Origin of the sequence: Streptomyces vulcanius (genome assembly GCF_042653945.1) — a bacterium.
In the GTDB taxonomy this organism is placed as follows: Bacteria; Actinomycetota; Actinomycetes; order Streptomycetales; family Streptomycetaceae; genus Streptomyces; species Streptomyces mangrovi.
In genome coordinates this window covers 90526-112224 of the sequence record NZ_JBHSFK010000002.1, presented here as the reverse complement: position 1 = coordinate 112224, position 21699 = coordinate 90526, and the positions used below count along the sequence as shown (strand labels likewise).

Here is a 21699-nt window from a genome sequence, read left to right as displayed (position 1 = left end):
AGGCCCAGTCTCCGTCCCTGCCGCCGGGGGCTTCCGTGTGCGTCAGTGGGTCGGCCGACTGAGGATCACGGGGGCGCCCAGCCTCCTCTCGATGTGCGGCTCCTCCCGTACCGGCTTGCCGGCCGCCAGGTGCAGCCGCATCACGGCGACGCGCTCCGGCCGGGAGAGCATCTCGTCGATCAGGGCGGGAGGCAGGGCACCGGGTGCCCCGCCGTACCACGCCGCCAGCGACAGGACGCGGATCGCGTCCACGGTGTCCATCAGACCTCCCTCGGGCACGCACCCCCACGGGCACGCCATCTCCGGGAAGAGACCCCACAGCCGGCACGAGACCGGCCGCGCCTCATAGACACGGCAGCGCTTGGTCTCTTGGTCCAGGGCGTTGCACACCGTCCCGTAGGGCCGCCCGTCCGGCCCCGTCACGAGCTGGCCCTCCAGGAGGCGCAAGCCGGCCCGCTGAGTGCGCCGAATGTCGACGGGTGTTGCACCCAGGTTGCCCCCGCAGGAGCCCCAGCATTTCCCCACACAATCAATGGAGGGCAGCGACTCGTACAGATTCCTCAGAGCTGGTTCGTCACGCATACAGCGACCCTGCCGCGTCCCGAGCCCCTGTGCCGATCGCCCGTTCGTGTGATGCGCAAACAATTTTGGAGAGGAATAGCGAGCGTCAGGAATGTGCGTCAACTGGGGGTGTGTCTCACTCCCACGTATGGATGACCTATCTGCCATTGGATTGACGCAATTGCACTTAAAATCTCATTGACCGGAATCGTGCATAACGTGCCGGTATGTCCGATCAAGTCACGTTCGTCTGGGAAAAAGGTCCCCCGCTCCTGCCCGCGGAACGGCGGCGGCTCCTTCAACTGCTCTTCGGATCGCCAACAGGGGTACGCTCCCCACAAACGGCACCGGCCCCAGAGCGCTGTAGCGAGCGCAATGAGGCCGGAACCTTCCCGGCGGTGAGCCAACACCCCGGGGACGGAACAGTCTCGGAGGACTGAACATGCCCATTGTGGCACGCCCGCGCCTGCACGAATCTGCGGCCATCATCGTGGCGAAATACGCCCGCGTCTCCACCCTGGACCAGCTCGACGGCTTCGGTCTCGAAGACCAGGACAAGATCTCCAACGGCTGGCTCGACCGCCACCCAGACGCCACGGTCTACGACGAGTACGTGGACGAAGCAGTCTCCGGCGCCCTGGAAAGCCGCCCCGAGATGGACCGTCTCGTCCTCGACGCGCACCAGCAGCACTTCAACCGCATCCTCGTCCCCAAGGTCGACCGCATCGGCCGCACGGCCCGCGCCGCCTACCAGTGGGCCTGGAACATGGCGGACCTCGGCATCTACTTCATCTCGGTCACCGAGGGCATCGACACCAGCACCGACGCAGGCTGGTCCCAGTTCATGCAGTACGTCACCTTCTCCGAGATGGAGTGGCGGCGTATCAAGGAGCGCACCTTCGCCGGCCGCGAGCTGAAGATCAGCTACGGCGGCTGGCCGGGCGGCCCCGCCCCTTACGGCTACATGATCGCCCAGGACACCTCCTGGGTCGGCAAGCGCCGCAAGAAGTTCTCCGTCCTTGTCACCGACGACCACGAATCCATGGTGCTCTCCGTGGCCGTCGAACTCGTCGTCGACCAGGGCATGAACTACACCGAGGCATGCGACGAACTCAACAAGCGCAAGCTCTTCACCCGCAGCGGCGTGCCCTGGACCGTCGGCAACCTCCGTAACCGCCTGTGGAGCGAGACGATCCACGACGGCTACGTGGTTTATCGGAAGACAAACCGCGGCAACGGCAAGAACACGACCCTGCGCTACGACGACGGCACCCCCGTTTACGGCGAACCGGTCAAGATCGGAGTCCCGCCCATCTTCAGCGAGGAGCGGGCTCGGCTCCTCATGGAAACGCTCAAGAAGATCGGCTTCCAGAACGGCCGCATCAGCGACCAGGTCTACCCGCTCAGCGCACGCATCGACGGGCGCTGCGGCGAGGTCTACACCGGCGCCGGCCGTAAAGGCGACGCACGCGCCTACCGCTGCAAGGGCATGCTGAAGGAGGAGGGGTCCTGCGGCGAGCCGCACTTCAACGCCAATGAGATCGAAGGCGTCATCTGGGCGGAACTGACCAGGCTCATGAAGGACGAAGGCCGCCTCAAGGCGATGGCGGAGGAATGGGTCAGCAGCCTGCCCGGTGACAAGGAGAAGTACGAGGAGCGGGTCACCGACTTCGCCGCGAAAATCGCGACCCAGGAAGACCTCATCGACCGGAAGGTGCCCGAGTACATCAGGGCTGGCGTCGACCCGGTCGTCCTCAAGGCGTCGGTCAAGGAGATGCAGCAGGAGCTGGAGGAGTTCCGGAAGCAGAAGAAGTTCGCGGAGCAGTGGTTGGAGGCGTACGCCGAGTACGAGCGCCAGGCACACAATCTCGTCGACATCGCGAACAACGCCCGCGAGCGCCTGGAGAACATGACGCTGGAGGAGCGCAAGGAAATCTTCGACATGTTCAACATCAGGGTCACCCCCGGCACGATGGAGAACACGTCCAAGCCTGGCGCCAAGTGCGACGTGAGCCAGTGGCACTGGAAGACCGGAACCCTCGTCCCGCCGGACCCGACCGACGAGGAATGGGAAACGGTCCTCGCGGTCCTGCGGACGTTCTTCTACGGGAAGGCGAAGAAGCACTTCACCACGAAATATGACATCCGCGCGCAGTTCTGCGGAATGCTCCACCGCCTGCGCCACGGCCTCTCCTGGAACGACATGCCCCTCACCTGGGGGCCGATCGATCCCATGCGGACGCGACAGCTCAAGTGGTGGCAGAAGGATGCCTGGCCCGCGGTCATGGAGGCCCTCGGCGCGGACAAGAGGGGGGTGGAGGCGTACCGCCGGCCGACCCTTCCTCAGCTCACGGTCACCGGCCAGCTTCGTGCCGGCCTGCTGGCGGAGGTGCGGAGCGAGGCGCCCAGGGACAAGGGGGAGAGTGCGATCATCGACCCCAACGCGGTCAAGGCGGACGGGCCCGGCTACTCCATTCTTTCTGCTACCGGTCAGATCGGCGTCGAGACGACCGTGAATCTGATCGGCAACGGCACCTACGCCCTCCTCACCCACCCCGAGCAGCGCCGGCGGCTTCAGCGGTCACTGGGGGACGGAGACCACGCTCTCCTCGAAACCGGCGTCGAGGAACTGCTCCGCTACGACGGGCCCGTGGAACTGGCCACCTGGCGCTTCGCCACCGAGCCCCTCACCCTCGCCGGCGAGGACATCGAAGCCGGAGACCCCGTCCTGGTCGTCCTCGCCGCGGCCGACCGGGATCCCGCCCGGTTCGCCGAACCGGACACCCTCGACCTCTCCCGCCGTGACAATCAGCACCTCGGCTACGGCCACGGCATCCACTACTGCCTCGGCGCCCCGCTCGCCCGTCTGGAGGGCCGGACCGCGCTCGCCACGCTCCTCACCCGGCTCCCCGACCTGCGACTCGCCGTGGATCCGGCCGACTTGAGATGGCGCGGCGGGCTCATCATGCGGGGACTGCGCACACTGCCGGTCGAGTTCACCGCACCCGGTGCATGACTGGGGGTGACTGACCACAGGTCAGGGGCAGTGTGACCGTCCGGCGGAGCGAAGGTGACCAGCCCTCAACTCTGTGATCTTCACGTGATCTGCGCGGCATTAACTTGTGACAAGTGATCGTCTGCCGATACGTTCATTCGTCAGCGCGGCGCATATGCACACCCGTCGCACCCGCCGCGCCGGTCACTGCTGTCCAGAGAAAGGCCCTCGCATGCTCTCCGGGAACGGTCGTCACCGTCGCCCCCGTCAGGCTCCGGCCCTCCTCGTCGCCGCCGGAGTGACCGGCTCCGCCATCGCCATCCCGCTGCTCGCCGCGAGTGGCGCGAGCGCGGCCGACGGCACGGTGTGGGACAAGGTGGCGCAGTGTGAGACCGGAGGCTCGTGGAGCGCCGACGGCGGTGACGGCGAGTACGGCGGTCTGAACCTCACCCAGGACGACTGGGAGGCGTACGGCGGACTCGACTACGCCAAGAGCCCCGACCTGGCCAGCCGCAACCAGCAGATCGCCGTCGCCCAGAAGCTCCTCGCGGGCGAGGGTGTGGGCGCGTGGGGCACCTGTGCGCTGACCTCCGGGCTGACCAAGGAGTCGGGCTCGCTGAGCGTGGACACCGGCGTGGCGGGCGACTCGTCCGACTCGTCCGTGTCCTCCGGATTGTCCGACCTGTCCAAGGGGGAATCCGACGATTCTTCCGACTCTTCGGGTTCTTCCGGATCGTCCGACTCTTCCGGATCGTCCGACTCGTCGAGCTCCAACGATGCCGACAGCTCCAGTGATTCCGGCCAAGATGGCGCCGACTCGGCGACGGGTTCGACGGGTTCGCCCAGCGGTTCCTCGTCGTCCGCTTCCTCCTCCCCTACGGAGGGGTCCGGTAAGTCGGATGTGTCCGCCGGATCCGAGGGTGACTCGCGGGCGACCGACGGCTCGTCCGCAGACGCCTCCGGGACGGGTGACGCGGACGACGCGACCCAGGAGGCGGGCTCTTGGACCCTGGTCGACACCGGTTCCCTCGGCTCCGGGAAGCATCGCGGCACCCTCGCCGACGAAAGCGCGGTGGACGGCCCCGCCCCCGCCTCCTCCGGCCGTCATGCCGCCTCGACGTACATCGTTCAGGAGGGGGACTCCCTCGCCTCCATCGCCGACTCCCTTGACCTCGACGGCGGATGGCGTGCGCTCTACGACGAGAACAAGGACGTCATCGGTACCGACCCGGGCAACATCGAGGCCGGTCAGATACTCGACACGGGTATCCAATAAGGCGCAGAACGACTGAAGTTCACGCCCCACTTCGCCATCTAATGTCCGGTTTGGTGAAAGTGTGGGATGAGTCTCAGAAGCCCTGATCGTCTTTGAATTTACGTCGATGCCGTGTCTACGGTCATCACCGCTCGGCATCCCGAGCCCCGGCCGTCGCCAACGCCGAATCCTGCCAGTGGCGGCCCGGGAACAGTCGTCGCGTCAAGCGCCGTAGGCAGGAGCGGGGGACCCAAGGTAAGTGCCGGGGACAGCGGTTGACGCTGGAACCGGCTCGGGGTGAAGCCGCGCACCGCGAGGTGTGCGGCCGGGCAACTCAACCGGCCCGAACCCGACAGCTCACCTCGCAGGCGTCGGTGAGGGGATCCACCATGCTGTTTTCCAGCAAGGGCAAGCATCGCCGCCCGTCCAAGGCCACCCGCGTCGCCGCTCTCGCCGGCGTCACCGGTGTCGCCATCGCCGCCCCGCTGATGGCGGCCGGGAACGCCTCCGCCGCCACGGCCTCCGAGTGGGACACCGTCGCCCAGTGCGAGTCCGGTGGCAACTGGTCCATCAACACCGGCAACGGCTACTACGGCGGTCTGCAGTTCTCCGCGTCCACCTGGGCCGCGTACGGCGGCACGGCGTACGCCGCGCAGGCCAACCAGGCCAGCAAGTCCCAGCAGATCGAGATCGCCGAGAAGGTCCTCGCGGGCCAGGGCAAGGGTGCCTGGCCGGTCTGCGGTGTCGGTCTCTCCGGCGCCTCGTACAACGGCAGCAGCTCCTCGAGCTCGAACTCCGGCAGCAGCTCCTCCTCCTCTTCCTCCTCCAAAGAGTCCCGCTCCGACGAGCAGGCCGCCTCCCGCTCCACCGAGCGCCCGGCCGCCACCAAGAGCGAGAAGAGCAGCAAGACCGTCACCACCCCGACCGGCACGAAGGTCAAGAAGGGCGACGGCGAGTACAAGGTCGTCAAGGGCGACACCCTCAGCTCCATCGCCGAGAAGCACGACGTCAAGGGCGGCTGGCAGAAGCTGTTCGAGCTGAACAAGGACATCGTCGTGGACGCCGACCTCATCTACCCGGGTCAGCAGTTGCACCTGAAGTGACACCCGCTCGCCAGCGGGGCCACAGGCCGCTCACATGGTGGCCCCGCATCCTGAAGACCTCGTGAGGGTCACCCCCCCTGTCCCCACGGGCCCCCCGCTCCGGTGCGTGTTCCCCCGTACGCACCGGGGCGGGGTTTTCTCTGTCTGCTCCTTTGCCCGCGTGTTCGCCTCCACGCCACCCCCTCTTTGTTCCGAACTGAAACAATGGGTACCGTGCGTCCACGGGACGGTCGGTCGGCTGCCGACACCCCGAAGGCGGTTAGGCTCTAGTCGCAAGGCCCACGCGGCCCCGCACAACCAGCGTCACATCCCATGAAGGAGATGCTCGTGCCGTCCATCGACGTCGTCGTAGCCCGGGAAATCCTGGACTCCCGAGGCAACCCCACGGTCGAGGTCGAGGTCGGCCTCGACGACGGCAGCACGGGTCGTGCCGCCGTTCCGTCCGGCGCCTCCACCGGTGCCTTCGAGGCCATCGAGCTCCGCGACGGAGACCCCAACCGCTACCAGGGCAAGGGCGTCGAGAAGGCCGTCCTCGCCGTCATCGAGCAGATCGGCCCCGAGCTGGTCGGCTACGACGCCACCGAGCAGCGCCTGATCGACCAGGCCATGTTCGACCTGGACGCCACCGACAACAAGGGCTCCCTCGGCGCGAACGCGATCCTCGGCGTCTCCCTCGCCGTCGCGCACGCCGCCTCCGAGGCCAGCGACCTGCCGCTCTTCCGCTACCTGGGCGGCCCCAACGCGCACCTGCTGCCGGTGCCGATGATGAACATCCTGAACGGCGGCTCGCACGCCGACTCCAACGTGGACATCCAGGAGTTCATGATCGCCCCGATCGGCGCGGAGTCCTTCTCCGAGGCCCTGCGCTGGGGCACCGAGGTCTACCACACCCTCAAGGCCGTCCTGAAGTCCAAGGGCCTGTCCACCGGCCTCGGCGACGAGGGCGGCTTCGCCCCGAACCTGGGCTCCAACCGCGAGGCCCTCGACCTCATCCTCGAGGCCGTCAAGCAGGCCGGTTACATCCCCGGCGAGCAGATCGCCCTCGCGCTCGACGTCGCCGCCTCCGAGTTCTACAAGGAGGGCAAGTACCTCTTCGAGGGCAAGGAGCGCTCCGCCGCCGAGATGACGGAGTACTACGAGGAGCTCGTCGCGGCCTACCCGCTCGTCTCCATCGAGGACCCGCTGTTCGAGGACGACTGGGCCGGCTGGAAGGTCCTCACCGACAAGCTCGGTGACAAGGTCCAGATCGTCGGCGACGACCTGTTCGTCACCAACCCGGAGCGCCTCGCCCGCGGTATCGAGGAGGGCGCCGCCAACGCGCTGCTCGTCAAGGTCAACCAGATCGGCTCGCTGACCGAGACCCTGGACGCCGTGGAGCTGGCCCAGCGCAGCGGCTTCAAGTGCATGATGTCCCACCGCTCCGGCGAGACCGAGGACGTCACCATCGCCGACCTGGCCGTCGCCACCAACTGCGGCCAGATCAAGACCGGCGCCCCGGCCCGCTCCGAGCGCGTCGCCAAGTACAACCAGCTGCTGCGCATCGAGGAGATCCTCGACGACGCGGCGGTGTACGCAGGGCGCTCGGCCTTCCCCCGCTTCAAGGGCTGAGGCTGAGCCAAGTCGTACGTACGTCCCCGCACCCGGTCCCGTACCGTGTGCGGGGACGTACGCGTGTGAGAGGGGAGGCGGAGAGCCGATGGCAGTCAAGGACCGGGACCGTTTCTCCACCGCGACCAGGATCAAGCTGCTCGGCGAGCAGACCGCGGCCCGGGTCTACCGTTCGCAGACCAAACGCCAGGCCCGCCGCTCCCGCCTCACCGGCCGCGCAGCGCTGCTCGCGCTCGTCCTGTGCTCGCTGATCGTGGCACTCGCCTACCCGATGCGGCAGTACGTCTCCCAGCGCGCGGAGATCGCCGATCTGGAGCGGGAGAAGCAGCAGGCCAGCGAGCGGGTCGAACAGCTGCGCGACACCAAGGCGCGCTGGCAGGACGACGCGTACGCCGAGCAGCAGATCCGGCAGCGGCTGCACTATGTGATGCCGGGGGAGACCGGCTACGTCGTGATCGACCCGGACGCGGCCAAGCAGGCCCGCGCGGACCTCGGAGCGGCCGACCGCCCCTGGTACGTGAACGTCTGGGACGGCGTCGACAAGGCGGACGCCTCCGATCGATGAATCGATGAACTGACAGAGAGACAAACCCCGAAGCATGCAGAATCCCCCGCCGACCACCCCGCGCACCGAGCCCACCGACGCGGACGTCCAGGCCTTCAAACAGCAGCTCGGCCGTCCGCCGCGCGGGCTGCGCGCCATCGCGCACCGGTGCCCCTGCGGGCAGCCGGACGTCGTGGAGACGGCCCCCCGGCTGCCCGACGGCACGCCCTTCCCGACGCTCTACTACCTGACGTGCCCCAAGGCGAACTCCGCGATCGGCACGCTCGAGGCGAACGGCGTGATGAAGGAGATGACCGACCGGCTGGGCACCGACCCGGAGCTCGCCGCCGCCTACCGCGCCGCGCACGAGGACTACGTCCGCCGCCGGGACGAGATCGAGGAGCTGAAGGGCTTCCCGAGCGCGGGCGGCATGCCGGACCGCGTGAAGTGTCTGCACGTGCTCGTGGCGCACTCCCTGGCCGCCGGCCCGGGGGTGAACCCGCTCGGCGACGAGGCCCTCGCGATGCTGCCGGAGTGGTGGCGCAAGGGGACGTGCGTGACGCCTGCCGGGCCGCCGTCCGGTGAGGGATGGCAGGTGGAGACGTCGGAGGACGGCTCGGGCCACTTCGCCTTCAAGCCGGTCGAGGGAGACGCCCGATGACCCGCGTCGCCGCCGTCGACTGCGGTACGAACTCGATCCGCCTCCTGGTCGCCGACGCCGACCCCGAGACCGGCGAGCTGGTCGATCTGGACCGCCGGATGACCATCGTGCGGCTCGGCCAGGGCGTCGACCGCACCGGGCGGCTGGCGCCGGAGGCGCTGGAGCGGACCTTCGCGGCGTGCCGCGAGTACGCGGCGATCATCAAGGAGCACGGCGCCGAACGGCTCCGCTTCGTGGCCACCTCGGCCTCCCGGGACGCCGAGAACCGCGACGAGTTCGTGCGCGGGGTGCTGGACATCCTGGGCGTCGAGCCCGAGGTGATCAGCGGCGACCAGGAGGCGGAGTTCTCCTTCACGGGTGCCACGAGGGAGCTGACCGGCCGTGCGGACCTGGCGAAGCCCTACCTGGTGGTGGACATCGGCGGCGGCTCGACGGAGTTCGTGGTCGGCGAGGCGCACGTACGGGCCGCCCGCTCGGTGAACATCGGCTGCGTCCGGATGACCGAACGCCACCTGGTGGTCGACGGCGCCGTGACCGACCCGCCGACCGACGCACAGGTCGCGGCGGTGCGCGCCGACATCGAGGCGGCCCTGGACCTCGCGGAGGAGACCGTGCCGCTGCGCGAGGCGCGCACCCTGGTCGGCCTGGCGGGCTCGGTGACCACGGTCTCCGCCATCGCCCAGAACCTTCCCGAGTACGACACGGCGGCCATTCACCACTCCCGGGTGTCGTACGACAAGGTCCGCGAGATCACCGAGTGGCTGCTGCGCTCCACGCACGCCGAGCGCGCGGCGGTCCCGTCGATGCATCCGGGCCGGGTGGACGTGATCGCCGCGGGCGCGCTGGTCCTTCTCTCGATCATGGAGCGGATCGGTGCGGAGGAGGTCGTGGTGAGCGAGCACGACATCCTCGACGGGATCGGCTGGTCTTTGGCCTGACCGGCTACAGGTTGCGGTACACGTCCCGCCGGTCGCCCACCTTGACGACGAGGATGACGAGTTCGCCATCGTTGATCTGGTAGGCGACCCGGTAGCTTCCGACCCGCAGCCGGTAGAGCCCCGACGGGCCGGTGAGCTTCTTGACGTCGGCGTCCTCGCGATACGGGTCGTCACCGAGTGCGGTCAACGCGGTCAGGATGCGCATGGCGTCAAGCCGACTGATGGCCCGGAGCTGCCGCTGCGCCGCCGTGGTGAACCGGAACGCGTACTTCACGCGGTGCCTTCACCGCGCTCGGTGAACAGATCTGCCAGCAGCTCGGCCATGGTCACGGTGGGGCCGTTCTCGGCCAGGACCGCTTCGGCCTCTCGGGCCAGCATGACGTCGGCCGCCGCTTCCAGGGCTTCGAAATCCGCGATCGGCACCACGGCAGCCACCGGAGTGCCGTTGCGGGTGATGACCGTCGGGGTGCCTTCCTCGGCCAGGTTGATGCGGTCCGCGAGATGGGCGCGGGCTTCCCGTATGGTCACGGTGTCCTCGGTCATGACGTCAGTGTACGCACGTATGTGTACACGCGGCCAGGGTGAGTCGCGTTCGTGGGACATCCCCGATGGCATCGCGTGGTCGCTCTGCCGAGCGAAGGGCACTCTGCTGAGCAGGGACAAAGCCCGTTTGAGCGCGCGAGAGGGGTCCTCGTGGGCCCCTCCGCGACACTCCGTCGGAAAACTTCGTGAAGTTCTTCACAAGGAATTCGGTCCTGTCGGAGGACGAAGAGTTGCCGGTTGACCCTTCCGGGGCCCCAACACCCCTGTGAACATGTTCAAAAGAGGCGCGCGCGGACGTTTCGCGACGGTCTCGCAGGGGTGGGCCGCGAGCACCTCACGGAGGGCTCGCACACCCGGAGAGGCAGCTCACGCGGCATTGACAACGGGGTGTCGGGTACACAGGTTCACGTTCCGCGCCATGATGTGGATCACGCGGGTCGCGGAGAATAGCACACACCCCGCACAAGCTTGTGAAGGGGCGCACGAGCTACCCCCCTGGGGCGGGTGGATACTCGATGCCATGAGCACCACGGAGCGTCCCAGGATCCTCGTAGTAGGCGGTGGGTACGTAGGCCTGTACGCAGCTCGGCGCATTCTCAAGAAGATGCGCTACGGCGAGGCGACCGTCACGGTCGTCGACCCCCGGTCGTACATGACCTACCAGCCCTTCCTCCCCGAAACCGCCGCCGGCAACATCTCCCCGCGCCATGTCGTCGTCCCGCTGCGACGCGTGCTGCCGAAGGCGGAGGTCCTCACCGGCCGGGTCACCACCATCGACCAGGACCGCAAGGTCGCCACGATCGCCCCGCTGGTGGGCGAGGCGTACGAGCTGCCCTTCGACTACCTGGTGATCGCGCTCGGCGCGGTCTCCCGCACCTTCCCGATCCCCGGCCTCGCCGAGCAGGGCATCGGTATGAAGGGCGTCGAGGAGGCCATCGGCCTGCGCAACCACGTCCTCGAGCAGCTCGACAAGGCCGACTCCACCACCGACGAGGAGATCCGCCGCAAGGCGCTCACCTTCGTCTTCATCGGCGGCGGCTTCGCCGGTGCGGAGACCATCGGTGAGGTCGAGGACATGGCCCGGGACGCGGCCAAGTACTACCGGAGCGTGTCCCGCGAGGACATGCGCTTCATCCTGGTCGACGCCGCGGACAAGATCCTGCCCGAGGTCGGCCCCAAGCTCGGCCAGTACGGCAAGGAGCACCTGGAAGGCCGTGGCGTGGAGGTCTACCTCTCCACCTCCATGGACTCCTGCGTCGACGGCCACGTCGTGCTGAAGAACGGCCTCGAGGTCGACTCCAACACGATCGTGTGGACCGCCGGCGTCAAGCCGAACCCGGTCCTGGCCCGCTACGGCCTCCCGCTCGGCCCGCGCGGTCACGTGGACGCCCAGCCGACCCTCCAGGTCACCGGCACCGACTACATCTGGGCCGCGGGCGACAACGCCCAGGTCCCGGACGTCGCCGCCCGCAAGGCCGGCGTCGAGAACGCCTGGTGCCCGCCGAACGCCCAGCACGCGCTGCGTCAGGCCAGGGTCCTCGGCGACAACGTGGTCTCCGGTATGCGGGGCTTCCAGCAGAGGCCGTACGCGCACTCCAACAAGGGCGCGGTCGCGGGTCTCGGCCTCCACAAGGGCGTCGCGATGATCGTCATGGGCAAGATGAAGATCAAGCTCAAGGGCCGTCTCGCCTGGTACATGCACCGTGGCTACCACGGTATGGCGATGCCGACCTGGAACCGCAAGATCCGCGTCTTCGCCGACTGGACCCTCGGCATGTTCCTCAAGCGCGAGGTCGTCGCCCTCGGTGCCATGGAGAACCCCCGCGAGGAGTTCTACGAGGCCGCCAAGCCCGCGCCGGCCCCGGCCGCCGCCGCGAAGCCGGAGACCGAGAAGGCCAAGGCCTCCTGACCTCCGCCTCCTGACCCAGCCCGCAGGGGCCGCCCGCCATCCGTGGTGCGGGCGGCCCCTGCGGCGTGCGGCGGGTCTTCTCGCGTGCGGCCGAGGTGGCGGCAGTCGGTCGTACGGCGGGTTTGCCCAGTCATGACGCGCGTGGGGGACTGCGACCGGCACCTCCAGGTGTTTACGTGATGCCAAGAAATTTGGGATCACCGTCACGGAGGTGTGCTCCATGACCGACGCCGCGCCGCGGCTCCACGCCCTCGTAGAACAGCTGCTGGGAGTTCCGCTCCCGGTACGCGTCCGTGCCTGGGACGGTTCTCAGGCGGGCCCGCCCGACGCGCCCACCCTCGTCGTACGCAACCGCAGGGCCCTGCGCCGTCTGCTGTTCAAGCCCGGTGAGCTGGGGCTCGCACGGGCCTGGGTGGCCGGGGACCTCGAGATCGAGGGGGACGTGTACGCCGCGCTCGAACTGCTCTCCGGGCTCATCTGGGAACGGGGCGAGGACGCCCGCACGCTCGCCCAGGCCGTACGCGACCCCCAGTTCCGTACGGCCGTGCGCGGGCTGTTCGGGCTGGCCGGGCCGCCGCTGCCGCCCGCTCCGCCCCTGGAGGAGGTCCGGCGCGCCGGCCACCTCCACACCCGCCGCACCGACCGCCGCGCCATCAGCCACCACTACGACGTCGGCAACGACTTCTACGAGATCGTCCTCGGCCCGTCGATGGTGTACTCGTGCGCCTACTGGCCCGACCCCGGCGCCACTCTCGAAGAGGCGCAGCGGGACAAGCTCGAACTCGTGTGCCGCAAGCTCGCCCTGACACCGGATCAGCGGCTGCTCGACGTCGGCTGCGGCTGGGGCTCGCTGGCGATCCACGCGGCCGGTGAGCACGGGGCGCGGGTCGTCGGCGTCACCCTCTCCCAGGAACAGGCGGCGTACGCCCGTAAGCGCGTCGCCGACGCGGGGCTCACCGACCGGGTGGAGATCAGGGTCCAGGACTACCGGGACGTCTCCGACGGACCGTACGACGCGATCTCCTCCATCGGGATGGCGGAGCACGTCGGAGCCGAGAGATACCTGGGGTACGCGAGCGAGCTGTACGCCCTCCTCACGCCCGGCGGGCGGCTGCTCAACCACCAGATCGCCCGCCGCCCCCACGGCGACGAGTCCGCCTACCACGTCGACGAGTTCATCGACGCCTATGTCTTCCCGGACGGTGAGCTGGCGCCCGTCGGTACCACCGTCACCCAGCTCGAACGGGCCGGCTTCGAGGTCCGGGACGTCGAGTCGATCCGCGAGCACTACGGACTCACCCTGCGCCACTGGGTGGCCCGCCTCGAGGCCGACTGGAAGCGCGCCGCGCGGCTCGCCGGGCCGGGGCGCGCCCGGGTCTGGCGGCTGTACATGGCCGCCTCCGCCCTCGGCTTCGAACGCAACCGCATCGGCGTCAACCAGGTCCTGGCCGTCCGCACTCCGGAGTCCGGCTCCTCCGGGCTGCCGCTGCGGTCCCGCATCTGGAACTGAACGCGAGAGGGCCCCGCGTCGCCGCGGGGCCCTCGACCGCTTCCGCGCTACTCCGACTTGATGGCCGACAGCATGTTCAGACGGGCCGCCCGCCGGGCCGGCCACAGGGCCGCCAGGACGCCCACCGCGCCGGCCAGCGCCAGGAACAGGGCGATCCGGCCCCACGGCAGGACCAGCTCGTACGTCGGCATGCTCGCGCCGACCAGTTCACCGGCCGCCCAGCCGAAGAACACGCCCAGGCCGATGCCGAGCACACCGCCGAACAGGGAGATCACCAGGGACTCCAGGCGGACCATCCGCTTCACCGAGCGCCGGTCCAGGCCGATCGCCCGCAGCATGCCGATCTCCTGCGAGCGCTCGAAGACCGACATCGCGAGGGTGTTGATGACCCCGAGCACGGCGACGATCACCGCCATCGCGAGCAGGCCGTAGAGCATGTTCAGCAGCAGTGTGAACATCTGTGCGATCTCGTTGGAGAGGTCCTGCTTGCTCTGCACCTTGATGGCCGGGTTGCTGCCGAGAGCCTTCTCCAGCCGGTCCTTCGTCGCGTCCGAGGCGCCGCCGGACGTCTTCAGCATGACCCGCATGTCGTCCGGGTCGTCCTGGTGCGGGGCGAGCGTCGCGGTGTCGAGCAGGATGCCGCTGATCAGCTCGTTGCCCGCGTAGACCCCGGAGACCGTCAGCTGCTGCTTTTGGCCGTCCTCGTACGCCACCCGGAACGTCGAGCCGGCCTTCCAGCCGTGCAACTCGGCGGTGTCCTCGTCGACGACGACCCGTGTGCCGCCCACCTTGAACGCGCCGTCGTCCACCTTGAGGTCGGTCAGCTCGCCGATCGCGGAGCCGTTGACAGCGGTGAGGTACTCGGTGGTGTCGTCGATCCGGGTCTGCGCGTTGCGCATCGGACTGATGGCCGTCACCCCGTCGGCGGACTTCAGCTGCTTCTCGATGTCGGGGGAGAGCGAGTTGCCGTTCGCCATCGACACGACGTAGTCGGCGCTGAGCGCGGCGGACGCCATCTTGTCGATGGACTTCTGCAGACTGCCCGCCATCACCGTCATGCCGGTGATCAGGGTGAGGCCGATCATCAGCGCGGAGGCGGTGGCCGCCGTACGGCGCGGGTTGCGCACCGAGTTCTGGCGGGCCAGCTTGCCGGCGACCCCGAAGATCCGCAGCACCGGCGCGGCGGCCGCGATCAGCGGACGGGACAGCAGCGGGGTCAGGATGAACACGCCGATGATCAGCAGGACCGCGCCGAGACCCATGGGGGCCTGGCCGTCCGAGCCGTTCATGGTCGTGGCGGCCAGGACCACCGCGACGCCCGCCGCCGAGAACAGCGCGCCCAGGGTGTTGCGCAGCACCAGCGACTTGGTGGTCGCCTTGGCGTGCACGCTGCTCATCGCGGCGACCGGCGGGATCCTGGCGGCGCGGCGGCCGGGCAGCCAGGCGGCCAGCATGGTGATGACCACGCCGACCGCGAGGGAGGCCGCGACCGTGCCGGGCGAGACGACCAGCGGGCCGTCGGGGACGGTCGCCCCCAGGGTGTTCACGAGGGCGCGCAGTCCGGCGCCGATGCCGATGCCGGCCACCAGACCGGTCACGCCGGCCACCACGCCCACCACGAACGCCTCGATCAGCACCGACCGCGTCACCTGGCGGCGGGAGGCGCCGACCGCCCGCAGCAGCGCGAGTTCCTTGGTGCGCTGGGCGACCAGCATGGTGAAGGTGTTGGCGATGATGAACGTGCCGACGAACAGCGCGATCCCGGCGAACACCAGCAGGCCCTGCCTCAGCCCGCTCGTCGAGGCGGCGATCGCCGAGGCCTGGCTGTCGGCCAGCTCCTTGCCGGTCATGGTCTCGACCTGCTTCTTCGGCAGGGCGGAGTCCAGGGCGGCCTGCAGCGCGGTCTGCGAGGTGCCGGCGGCGGCCTGCACGTCGACCTCGTCGTACGTGCCGGTCTTGCCGAACAGCCGCTGTGCGGTCGGGGTGTCGAACAGGGCGAGGCTGCCGCCGGCGGCGACATTGCCGTCGTCCGTCCTGAAGACGGCGGTGATGGTGGGCTTCAGCACCGGGCCGTCGATCGAGAGGCGCACGGTGTCACCGACCTTGTAGCCGGTGCGCTCGGCGGTCTTCCAGTCGATGGCGACCTGGTTCGCGCCGGACGGCGCCTTCCCCTCCTCGATCGGGTACCGGGCGTCCTTGTCGCCCCAGAAGTTGCCGCCCTGCGACTGGAAGCCGCCGCCGACGAGCTTGCCGTCCTTGTCGGCGATGGCGGTGAAACCGCTCACCACACCGATGGCGGACGCGGCGCCGGTCACCTCGGAGCTCTGCTTCCGCAGAGCCTCGGTCAGTTCGGACACCTTGCCGATCCGGTCGCCGGTGTCCTCCTGCAACTCGGGGTACACGGCGACGTCGACCTGGTCGAAGCCCTTCGCGGAGCTGTTCTGCAGGGCGTTGGACAGGGTGTTGGTGAAGACGAGCGTCCCGGAGACGAAGGCCACGCCGAGCATCACGGCGAGGACGGTCATCATGAGCCGGGCCTTGTGCGCGAGGACGTTGCGCAGGGCGGTGCGGAACATCAGCTGGTCCGGCCCTTCGCGTCGAACTCGGGGGTCCGGGGGTTTCCCCCGGGAAGACCACGCATGAAGTCGAGGACGGTGTCGGCCGTGGGCCCGTACATCTCGTCGACGATCCGGCCGTCCGCGAGGAACACCACCCGGTCCGCGTACGCCGCCGCCACCGGGTCGTGGGTCACCATGACCACCGTCTGGCCCAGCTCCCGCACGGAGTTGCGCAGGAAGCCCAGCACCTCGGCGCCGGAGCGCGAGTCGAGGTTTCCGGTCGGCTCGTCACCGAAGATGATGTCGGGCCGGGAGGCCAGGGCGCGGGCGACGGCGACGCGCTGCTGCTGGCCGCCGGAGAGCTGCGCGGGCCGGTGGCCGAGCCGGTCCCTGAGCCCCACCATCTGGATCACGTTGTCCAGCCACGCCTTGTCCGGTTTGCGGCCCGCGATGTCCATGGGGAGCGTGATGTTCTCGATCGCGGTCAGCGTCGGCAGCAGGTTGAACGCCTGGAAGATGAACCCGATCTTGTCCCGGCGGAGCTTGGTGAGCTGCTTGTCCTTCAGCGAGCCGAGCTCGGTGTCGCCGATGCGCACGGAGCCGGACGAGAAGGTGTCGAGCCCGGCCACGCAGTGCATCAGCGTGGACTTGCCCGACCCCGAGGGGCCCATGATCGCGGTGAACTCGGCCTGCCGGAAGTCGACGGAGACCCGGTCCAGGGCGACCACCTGGGTCTCACCCTGCCCGTAGATCTTCGACAGGTCCGTGGCCCGGGCGGCCACGGCGGTGGTCCGGGAGAGGGAGGTGGTGGTCACGGGAAGGGCTCCTGTCGGGACGGCGGCCGGTCCGAGCGGTCGCTGTGGGCGGTCGCTCCGGTGGGACTCGCACCATCGTTGCGGCCGGCCGCCGCCGTGTAGTCAGTCGCTGTTCCCGTTCCGGGGGGCGACTGGAGTCGGACCACACCCCGCGGTGTCATACCTGGGGATGACACCTGTCCCTGAGAGGCGCCGAGGCGATTTCTGAGGGTGTTTCAGGCCTGTCCCAATTGACCCATCGTCAAGAACCGGTGAAGCACCCTCGTTCGGGCGGTGAAATTCCGTCATTCCGCAAACACGGGTGGCGGCCGCACGCGAGGCTACTGGCAAGTGCGGATGGCCAGTTCCATGTGCTGATGCTCCCTCAGACGTCAATAAAATAAGACAACATCGGTCCGCTCTTCCGCTGTTCGGGGGACGCGTCCCGATAGGGTCGGAAGCTCACGCGGAGCCCATGGCCTGCCCAGATGGTGGAATGCAGACACGGCGAGCTTAAACCTCGCTGCCCCTTCGCGGGCGTGCCGGTTCAAGTCCGGCTCTGGGCACTTCCGCGCCTCATTGACACCTGCTGAAGGCGGGCGCAGACTCTGGTCGCGGAATGGTGAAAAAAACTTCACCGTGCGAACACGGTATGTGAATACCGGAAGGGAACGCCCGATGCGCACCACCGTCGGCATCATCGGCGCCGGCCCCGCCGGCCTCCTCCTCGCCCGGCTGCTCCACGGCGCCGGCATCGACTCCGTCGTCCTGGAGAGCCGCGACCGGGCCTACGTCGAGCAGCGGCAGCGGGCCGGGATCCTGGAGCAGGGCACGGTGGACGTGCTGCGCGCCGCCGGGGCCGGGGAGCGCATGGACCGGGAGGGGCTGCGGCACGACGGCATCGAGCTGCGCTACGACCGCAAGCGCCATCGGGTCGACTTCCCCGGACTCACCGGCGGCCGGTCGGTGATGGTCTACGCCCAGACCGAGGTGTGCAAGGACCTCATCGCCCTCCAGCTGAAGGAGGGCGGCCCGCTGCTGTTCGAGGCGGAGGCGCTGGCGGTGGAGGACGTACAGGGCGACCGGCCGCGCGTGCGCTTCCGGCACGAGGGCGTCGAGGACGTACTGGAGTGCGAGTACGTCGTCGGCTGCGACGGCTCCTGGGGGGTGGCCCGGAAGGCGATCCCGGCGGAGCTCACCCGGGTGTTCGAGCGCGCGTACCCCTTCGGCTGGCTCGGCATCCTCGCCGACGTGCCGCCCTCGCACGACGAACTCGTCTACGCCCGCCACGACCGGGGCTTCGCGCTCCTCTCCATGCGCTCGCCGTCCGTCTCCCGGCTCTACCTCCAGGTGCCCGAGGGCACGGACGCCGAGTCCTGGGGCGACGAGGAGATCTGGGACGAGCTGGAGCGGCGCTTCGAGACCGACGACGAGTGGAGGCTGGAGCGCGGGCCGATCACCCAGAAGTCCGTCACGCCCATGCGGTCCTACGTCCACGAGCCCATGCGGCACGGCCGGCTGTTCCTGGCCGGGGACGCCGCCCACATCGTGCCGCCGACCGGCGCCAAGGGGCTGAACCTGGCCGTCGGGGACGTCGTGACCTTCGCGCGGGCGCTGTCGCACCGGAAGGAGACGGGATCGGCCGAGCTGCTCGACGCCTACTCCGCCACCTGTCTGCGGCGCGTGTGGCAGGCCGAGCGGTTCTCGTACGACATGACGACCCTGCTGCACCGCGACCCCGGCGCCACGCCCTTCGAGGACCGGCTCCAGCTCGCCCGGCTGGAGAGGATCGCCTCCTCGCGGGCCGCCGCGACCGATCTGGCCGAGGGGTACACCGGGTTCCCGTTCGGGTGAACGACCGGCAGGTCGGCCGGACGGCCTGCCGGACAGTCTCCGGCCGGTTCCGGGCATGTACCGGCTTGGTCATGAATGAGGCCCTCCCGTACCGGGAATCACGCTGCCGCGTAGCGTGTTGCGCAGCACGAGAGGGAAAGATCCTCCCCAAGCACTAGGGTCAATCCTTTGCCTACCTATTACCCTTGATGCCAAGGCCGCGCTGTGTGGCCACGGAGGAGTGAAATGAGGAGCAGAAACCCGGTCTTCTCGCGACGGGGGTTCAGCCGCGACAACGGCTACGCGGGCTTCAACGCCGCGCCGCAGGCCGGGGGACCCGCTGTCGGCACGCAGGCCAACCCGTACGCGTCGGGCAACCCCTACGCGCAGAACCCGTACGCCCAGCAGGACGTACAGCAGGGCGCACCGCCCCAGGCCCCGGCCACCCCCGGTGCCATGACCATGGACGACGTCGTCGCGCGCACCGCGACCACGCTCGGCACCGTGGTCGTCACGGCGGTCCTGTCCTGGCTGCTGCTGCCGGTCGACGAGGCCAACATCGGCAAGTCCTACGGCATCGCCGTCGGCGCCGGTCTGGTCGCGATGGTGCTGGCCCTGATCCAGTCCTTCAAGCGCAAGCCCGTCCCGGCGCTGATCCTGTCGTACGCCGCCCTCGAGGGCGTCTTCCTCGGCGTGATCTCGTCGGCGGTGTCCACGTACATCGCGGACGGCGTCGTCGCCCAGGCGGTGCTCGGCACCATGGCGGTGTTCGCCGGGGTGCTGGTGGCGTACAAGGCGGGCTGGATCCGCGTCAACCGCCGCTTCTACGGGTTCGTGATGGCCGCCGCGCTCGGCTTCGTCCTGCTGATGGCCGTGAACCTGCTGTTCACCGTCTTCGGCGGCGGTGACGGCCTCGGCTTCCGCAGCGGTGCCCTCGGCATCGTCTTCGGGGTCATCGGCATCATCCTCGGCGCCTGCTTCCTCGCCCTGGACTTCAAGCAGGTCGAGGACGGCATCGCCTACGGCGCTCCGCGCGAGGAGTCCTGGCTCGCCGCGTTCGGCCTCACGCTGACGCTGGTGTGGATCTACATGGAGTTCCTGCGGCTCCTGGCGATCCTGAACAGCAACGACTAGCGGCTGTTGCAGCAAGCGAGCGAAGGGCCCCGGTATCGCTACCGGGGCCCTTCGTCATGGGCGCGCTAGAGGAGTTTGCGCGCGGCCCTCCTCAGTTCGTACTCGTGGATGATCGCCTTGGCGTGGCCGTACGCGAGATTGTGCTCGTGGCGCAGCCAGCTGACCTTCTCCTCGAAGCGGAGAGCGGGGCCTTCGTCGACGGTGCGCAGCCAGTCGGCCACGTCACGACCGGTGCAATGGGGGATGCGGGAGAGCATGTTGCGGTGGGTCTCCTCGGAGAGGACATGGGACATCGGCGCCTCCGGTTGCAAAGGGGATGTAAGCCGGTCCTTCAGGTCACCGTGCCTGAGCGTTCGCCCGTTGGCAACAGTCCGGGTGCGACGCGTACGCTCACCGCGTGCTTGATACGACGCCTCTGACCCGTGCGGTGGATCATTTCGCCGATCGTTTGCGTGCCGCTCCGCAGAGCCGGTTGCAGAGAGGTGCGGCGGGGGAGGCGCTGGGGCTGGCCCGTGAGTTGGCCCGGTGGGCGCAGGCGATCGAGGCGCCCGGTGTGGAGCCCCGGGAGATGCCCGATGCCGGGATGTTCGCCGCGGCCGATCAGATCACCGTGGCCGTGCATGACCTGGCTGTGGTGCTTTCGGATGAGGCCCAGGTCGCTGAAGCGGTGCGGTTGGTGGAGGAGGCGCAGAAGAGGGCAGGGGTGTGACGGTGTGCGTCAGAGGCTGGCTATGACCCGGTCCGCCAGGATGTAGACGTTCTCCTCGCCGCACGCGAAGGTCAGGGTGTAGGCGCCGGAGATGCCCGAGCCGCCGAGCAGGAACGGGGTTTCGCCGGCCGTCAGGGCTGCGCTCAGGCGCTCCGCGGTCTCGCGGTGGCCCGGGGTCATGCAGAGGGTCGTGCCGTCGGCGAAGACGTAGACGTCCAGGGTGCCCAGGGGGCCCGGGCGGACGTCGGTCAGTTCGGTCTGGGACGCGGCGAGTTCCTCGAGGGTGGCGACCGTGCGCTCGTGGTCGTTCACGACCGGTGACTGCACCGGGACGAAGTCGGGGTGGGAGGGGTGGCGGCGGCGGGCCGCGGCCAGTTCCGCGGAGTCCCCGGTGAACTCGTCGGTGTCCAGGCCGGGCTCGGTGACCGGCTCCAGCGGCTCAAGACCGAGGAAGTCGGCCTGGCGCGGCAGGAACAGCTCGCTGTCCGGCAGACCCAGCAGGGAGGGCGTCTCGGAGGCGTCACGGGCCTCCTGGGCGGCCCAGAAGGCGCGCGCCTCGGCCAGCTCCCGCTCCCGCTCCTCCGCCAGCGCCTCGGCGACGGCGGCGCGTATCTCAGCCGTGTCGGCGGCGGTCCGGGCGGCCGGGACGAACCCGCGTCGCTCCGCGGCGGCGTTGGCGGCGAGCTGGGTGTGCAGGGCGGCGACCTGCCGGCGCAGCTGCAAGAGGGTGCGCAGGACGGCGACGCCCACGGCGCCCGTGGCGGCCGTGGTGACCAACAAGGCGATCGGCATGGCGCTCACTGACGTACTCCCGGTTCAAAGTCGACCCCCGACTTCCTACATCAGCTTGAAGGGCGGACTATCCAGCTGTCAGTGCGTAACATCACGAAACGGACAGGACTTTGGGCCTGAAGTTTGGTGTTCAACTGCGCTGAGCTGCGTAAATCCCCGATCGAGGGAGATAGGTCACATCCTGGGGGAGATTGGATCACAAAACGGCCCGAAGTCCAGAGGCTTCCCGGACTTCGGGCCAGGTGCTCACGG

General features: G+C 69.0%; 18 protein-coding genes, 1 tRNA gene, 3 pseudogenes and 1 riboswitch. Of the genes and pseudogenes, 14 read left to right on the top strand and 8 right to left on the bottom strand.

Going from position 1 to position 21699, the window contains the following annotated elements:
* Positions 1 to 42: 42 nt before the first annotated feature.
* Positions 43 to 261, bottom strand: a complete 219-nt coding sequence (locus ACFPIH_RS02745) for a hypothetical protein (RefSeq protein WP_381168511.1) — start codon at positions 259 to 261, stop codon at positions 43 to 45.
* A gap of 69 nt (positions 262 to 330) precedes the next feature.
* Positions 331 to 582: pseudogene (locus ACFPIH_RS02740) on the bottom strand (hypothetical protein); the annotation flags it as partial.
* Positions 583 to 1003: 421 nt separating this feature from the next.
* Here ACFPIH_RS02740 and ACFPIH_RS02735 point away from each other — a divergent pair.
* From ACFPIH_RS02735 to ACFPIH_RS02700, 8 genes and pseudogenes are all read left to right on the top strand, one after another.
* A pseudogene (locus tag ACFPIH_RS02735) lies at positions 1004 to 2116 on the top strand (recombinase family protein); the annotation flags it as partial.
* Positions 2117 to 3058: 942 nt separating this feature from the next.
* Positions 3059 to 3577 (top strand): annotated as a pseudogene (locus tag ACFPIH_RS02730) (cytochrome P450); the annotation flags it as partial.
* Between the two features lie 211 nt (positions 3578 to 3788).
* Positions 3789 to 4832 (top strand): transglycosylase family protein, encoded by a 1044-nt coding sequence (locus ACFPIH_RS02725; RefSeq protein ID WP_381167745.1) that lies wholly within the window; start codon positions 3789 to 3791, stop codon positions 4830 to 4832.
* 196 nt (positions 4833 to 5028) lie between these two features.
* Positions 5029 to 5197: riboswitch (cyclic di-AMP (ydaO/yuaA leader) on the top strand.
* 3 nt (positions 5198 to 5200) lie between these two features.
* Positions 5201 to 5914 carry a transglycosylase family protein gene (locus ACFPIH_RS02720; RefSeq protein WP_381167742.1) on the top strand — a complete coding sequence of 238 codons (714 nt, stop codon included), beginning with the start codon at positions 5201 to 5203 and terminating at the stop codon, positions 5912 to 5914.
* Between the two features lie 321 nt (positions 5915 to 6235).
* The gene (gene eno, locus ACFPIH_RS02715) at positions 6236 to 7522 is read left to right on the top strand and encodes a phosphopyruvate hydratase (RefSeq protein WP_381168479.1); all 1287 of its coding nucleotides are present in this window, start codon (positions 6236 to 6238) and stop codon (positions 7520 to 7522) included.
* A gap of 88 nt (positions 7523 to 7610) precedes the next feature.
* Positions 7611 to 8087, top strand: coding sequence for an FtsB family cell division protein (locus tag ACFPIH_RS02710; RefSeq protein ID WP_381167739.1), 477 nt, complete (start codon positions 7611 to 7613; stop codon positions 8085 to 8087).
* 34 nt (positions 8088 to 8121) lie between these two features.
* The gene (locus ACFPIH_RS02705) at positions 8122 to 8727 is read left to right on the top strand and encodes a DUF501 domain-containing protein (RefSeq protein WP_381167736.1); all 606 of its coding nucleotides are present in this window, start codon (positions 8122 to 8124) and stop codon (positions 8725 to 8727) included.
* Positions 8724 to 9665, top strand: coding sequence for a Ppx/GppA phosphatase family protein (locus tag ACFPIH_RS02700; protein WP_381167733.1), 942 nt, complete (start codon positions 8724 to 8726; stop codon positions 9663 to 9665). Before ACFPIH_RS02705 ends, ACFPIH_RS02700 begins: the two co-directional genes overlap by 4 nt.
* A 4-nt stretch (positions 9666 to 9669) precedes the next feature.
* Here ACFPIH_RS02700 and ACFPIH_RS02695 read toward each other — a convergent pair whose 3' ends face one another.
* The gene (locus tag ACFPIH_RS02695) at positions 9670 to 9939 is read right to left on the bottom strand and encodes a type II toxin-antitoxin system RelE family toxin (protein WP_003990768.1); all 270 of its coding nucleotides are present in this window, start codon (positions 9937 to 9939) and stop codon (positions 9670 to 9672) included.
* Positions 9936 to 10208 carry a type II toxin-antitoxin system Phd/YefM family antitoxin gene (locus ACFPIH_RS02690; protein WP_381167729.1) on the bottom strand — a complete coding sequence of 91 codons (273 nt, stop codon included), beginning with the start codon at positions 10206 to 10208 and terminating at the stop codon, positions 9936 to 9938. Before ACFPIH_RS02690 ends, ACFPIH_RS02695 begins: the two co-directional genes overlap by 4 nt.
* Positions 10209 to 10728: 520 nt before the next feature.
* Between ACFPIH_RS02690 and ACFPIH_RS02685 the strand changes: the two genes are divergently transcribed.
* A complete protein-coding gene (locus tag ACFPIH_RS02685; protein ID WP_381167726.1) occupies positions 10729 to 12117 on the top strand; it encodes an NAD(P)/FAD-dependent oxidoreductase in 1389 nt (462 codons plus the stop codon).
* 220 nt (positions 12118 to 12337) lie between these two features.
* On the top strand, positions 12338 to 13627 hold the full coding sequence (locus ACFPIH_RS02680; protein WP_381167723.1) for a class I SAM-dependent methyltransferase: 1290 nt from the start codon (positions 12338 to 12340) through the stop codon (positions 13625 to 13627).
* Positions 13628 to 13674: 47 nt separating this feature from the next.
* Here ACFPIH_RS02680 and ACFPIH_RS02675 read toward each other — a convergent pair whose 3' ends face one another.
* On the bottom strand, positions 13675 to 16203 hold the full coding sequence (locus ACFPIH_RS02675; protein ID WP_381167720.1) for an ABC transporter permease: 2529 nt from the start codon (positions 16201 to 16203) through the stop codon (positions 13675 to 13677).
* Complete coding sequence (locus ACFPIH_RS02670; RefSeq protein ID WP_381167717.1) at positions 16203 to 17000, bottom strand: ABC transporter ATP-binding protein; 798 nt, start codon at positions 16998 to 17000, stop codon at positions 16203 to 16205. Before ACFPIH_RS02670 ends, ACFPIH_RS02675 begins: the two co-directional genes overlap by 1 nt.
* A 461-nt stretch (positions 17001 to 17461) precedes the next feature.
* On the opposite strand from ACFPIH_RS02670, the gene ACFPIH_RS02665 reads away from it, so the two are divergent.
* The 3 genes from ACFPIH_RS02665 to ACFPIH_RS02655 all read left to right on the top strand — a co-directional run bounded on the left by ACFPIH_RS02665 (position 17462) and on the right by ACFPIH_RS02655 (position 19946).
* Positions 17462 to 17545, top strand: a tRNA-Leu gene (locus tag ACFPIH_RS02665).
* Between the two features lie 112 nt (positions 17546 to 17657).
* Positions 17658 to 18833, top strand: a complete 1176-nt coding sequence (locus ACFPIH_RS02660; RefSeq protein WP_381167714.1) for a 4-hydroxybenzoate 3-monooxygenase — start codon at positions 17658 to 17660, stop codon at positions 18831 to 18833.
* A gap of 225 nt (positions 18834 to 19058) precedes the next feature.
* On the top strand, positions 19059 to 19946 hold the full coding sequence (locus ACFPIH_RS02655) for a Bax inhibitor-1/YccA family protein (RefSeq protein WP_381167711.1): 888 nt from the start codon (positions 19059 to 19061) through the stop codon (positions 19944 to 19946).
* Between the two features lie 65 nt (positions 19947 to 20011).
* Here the strand turns inward: ACFPIH_RS02655 and ACFPIH_RS02650 are convergent, their stop codons facing one another.
* Entirely contained in the window at positions 20012 to 20239 is a 228-nt protein-coding gene (locus tag ACFPIH_RS02650) for a DUF4287 domain-containing protein (RefSeq protein ID WP_381167708.1), read from the bottom strand.
* A gap of 104 nt (positions 20240 to 20343) precedes the next feature.
* Here ACFPIH_RS02650 and ACFPIH_RS02645 point away from each other — a divergent pair, with 104 nt between their 5' ends.
* Positions 20344 to 20655, top strand: coding sequence for a hypothetical protein (locus ACFPIH_RS02645; protein WP_381167706.1), 312 nt, complete (start codon positions 20344 to 20346; stop codon positions 20653 to 20655).
* Positions 20656 to 20664: 9 nt separating this feature from the next.
* Here the strand turns inward: ACFPIH_RS02645 and ACFPIH_RS02640 are convergent, their stop codons facing one another.
* Entirely contained in the window at positions 20665 to 21456 is a 792-nt protein-coding gene (locus ACFPIH_RS02640; RefSeq protein ID WP_381167704.1) for a hypothetical protein, read from the bottom strand.
* Between the last annotated feature and the right edge of the window lie 243 nt (positions 21457 to 21699).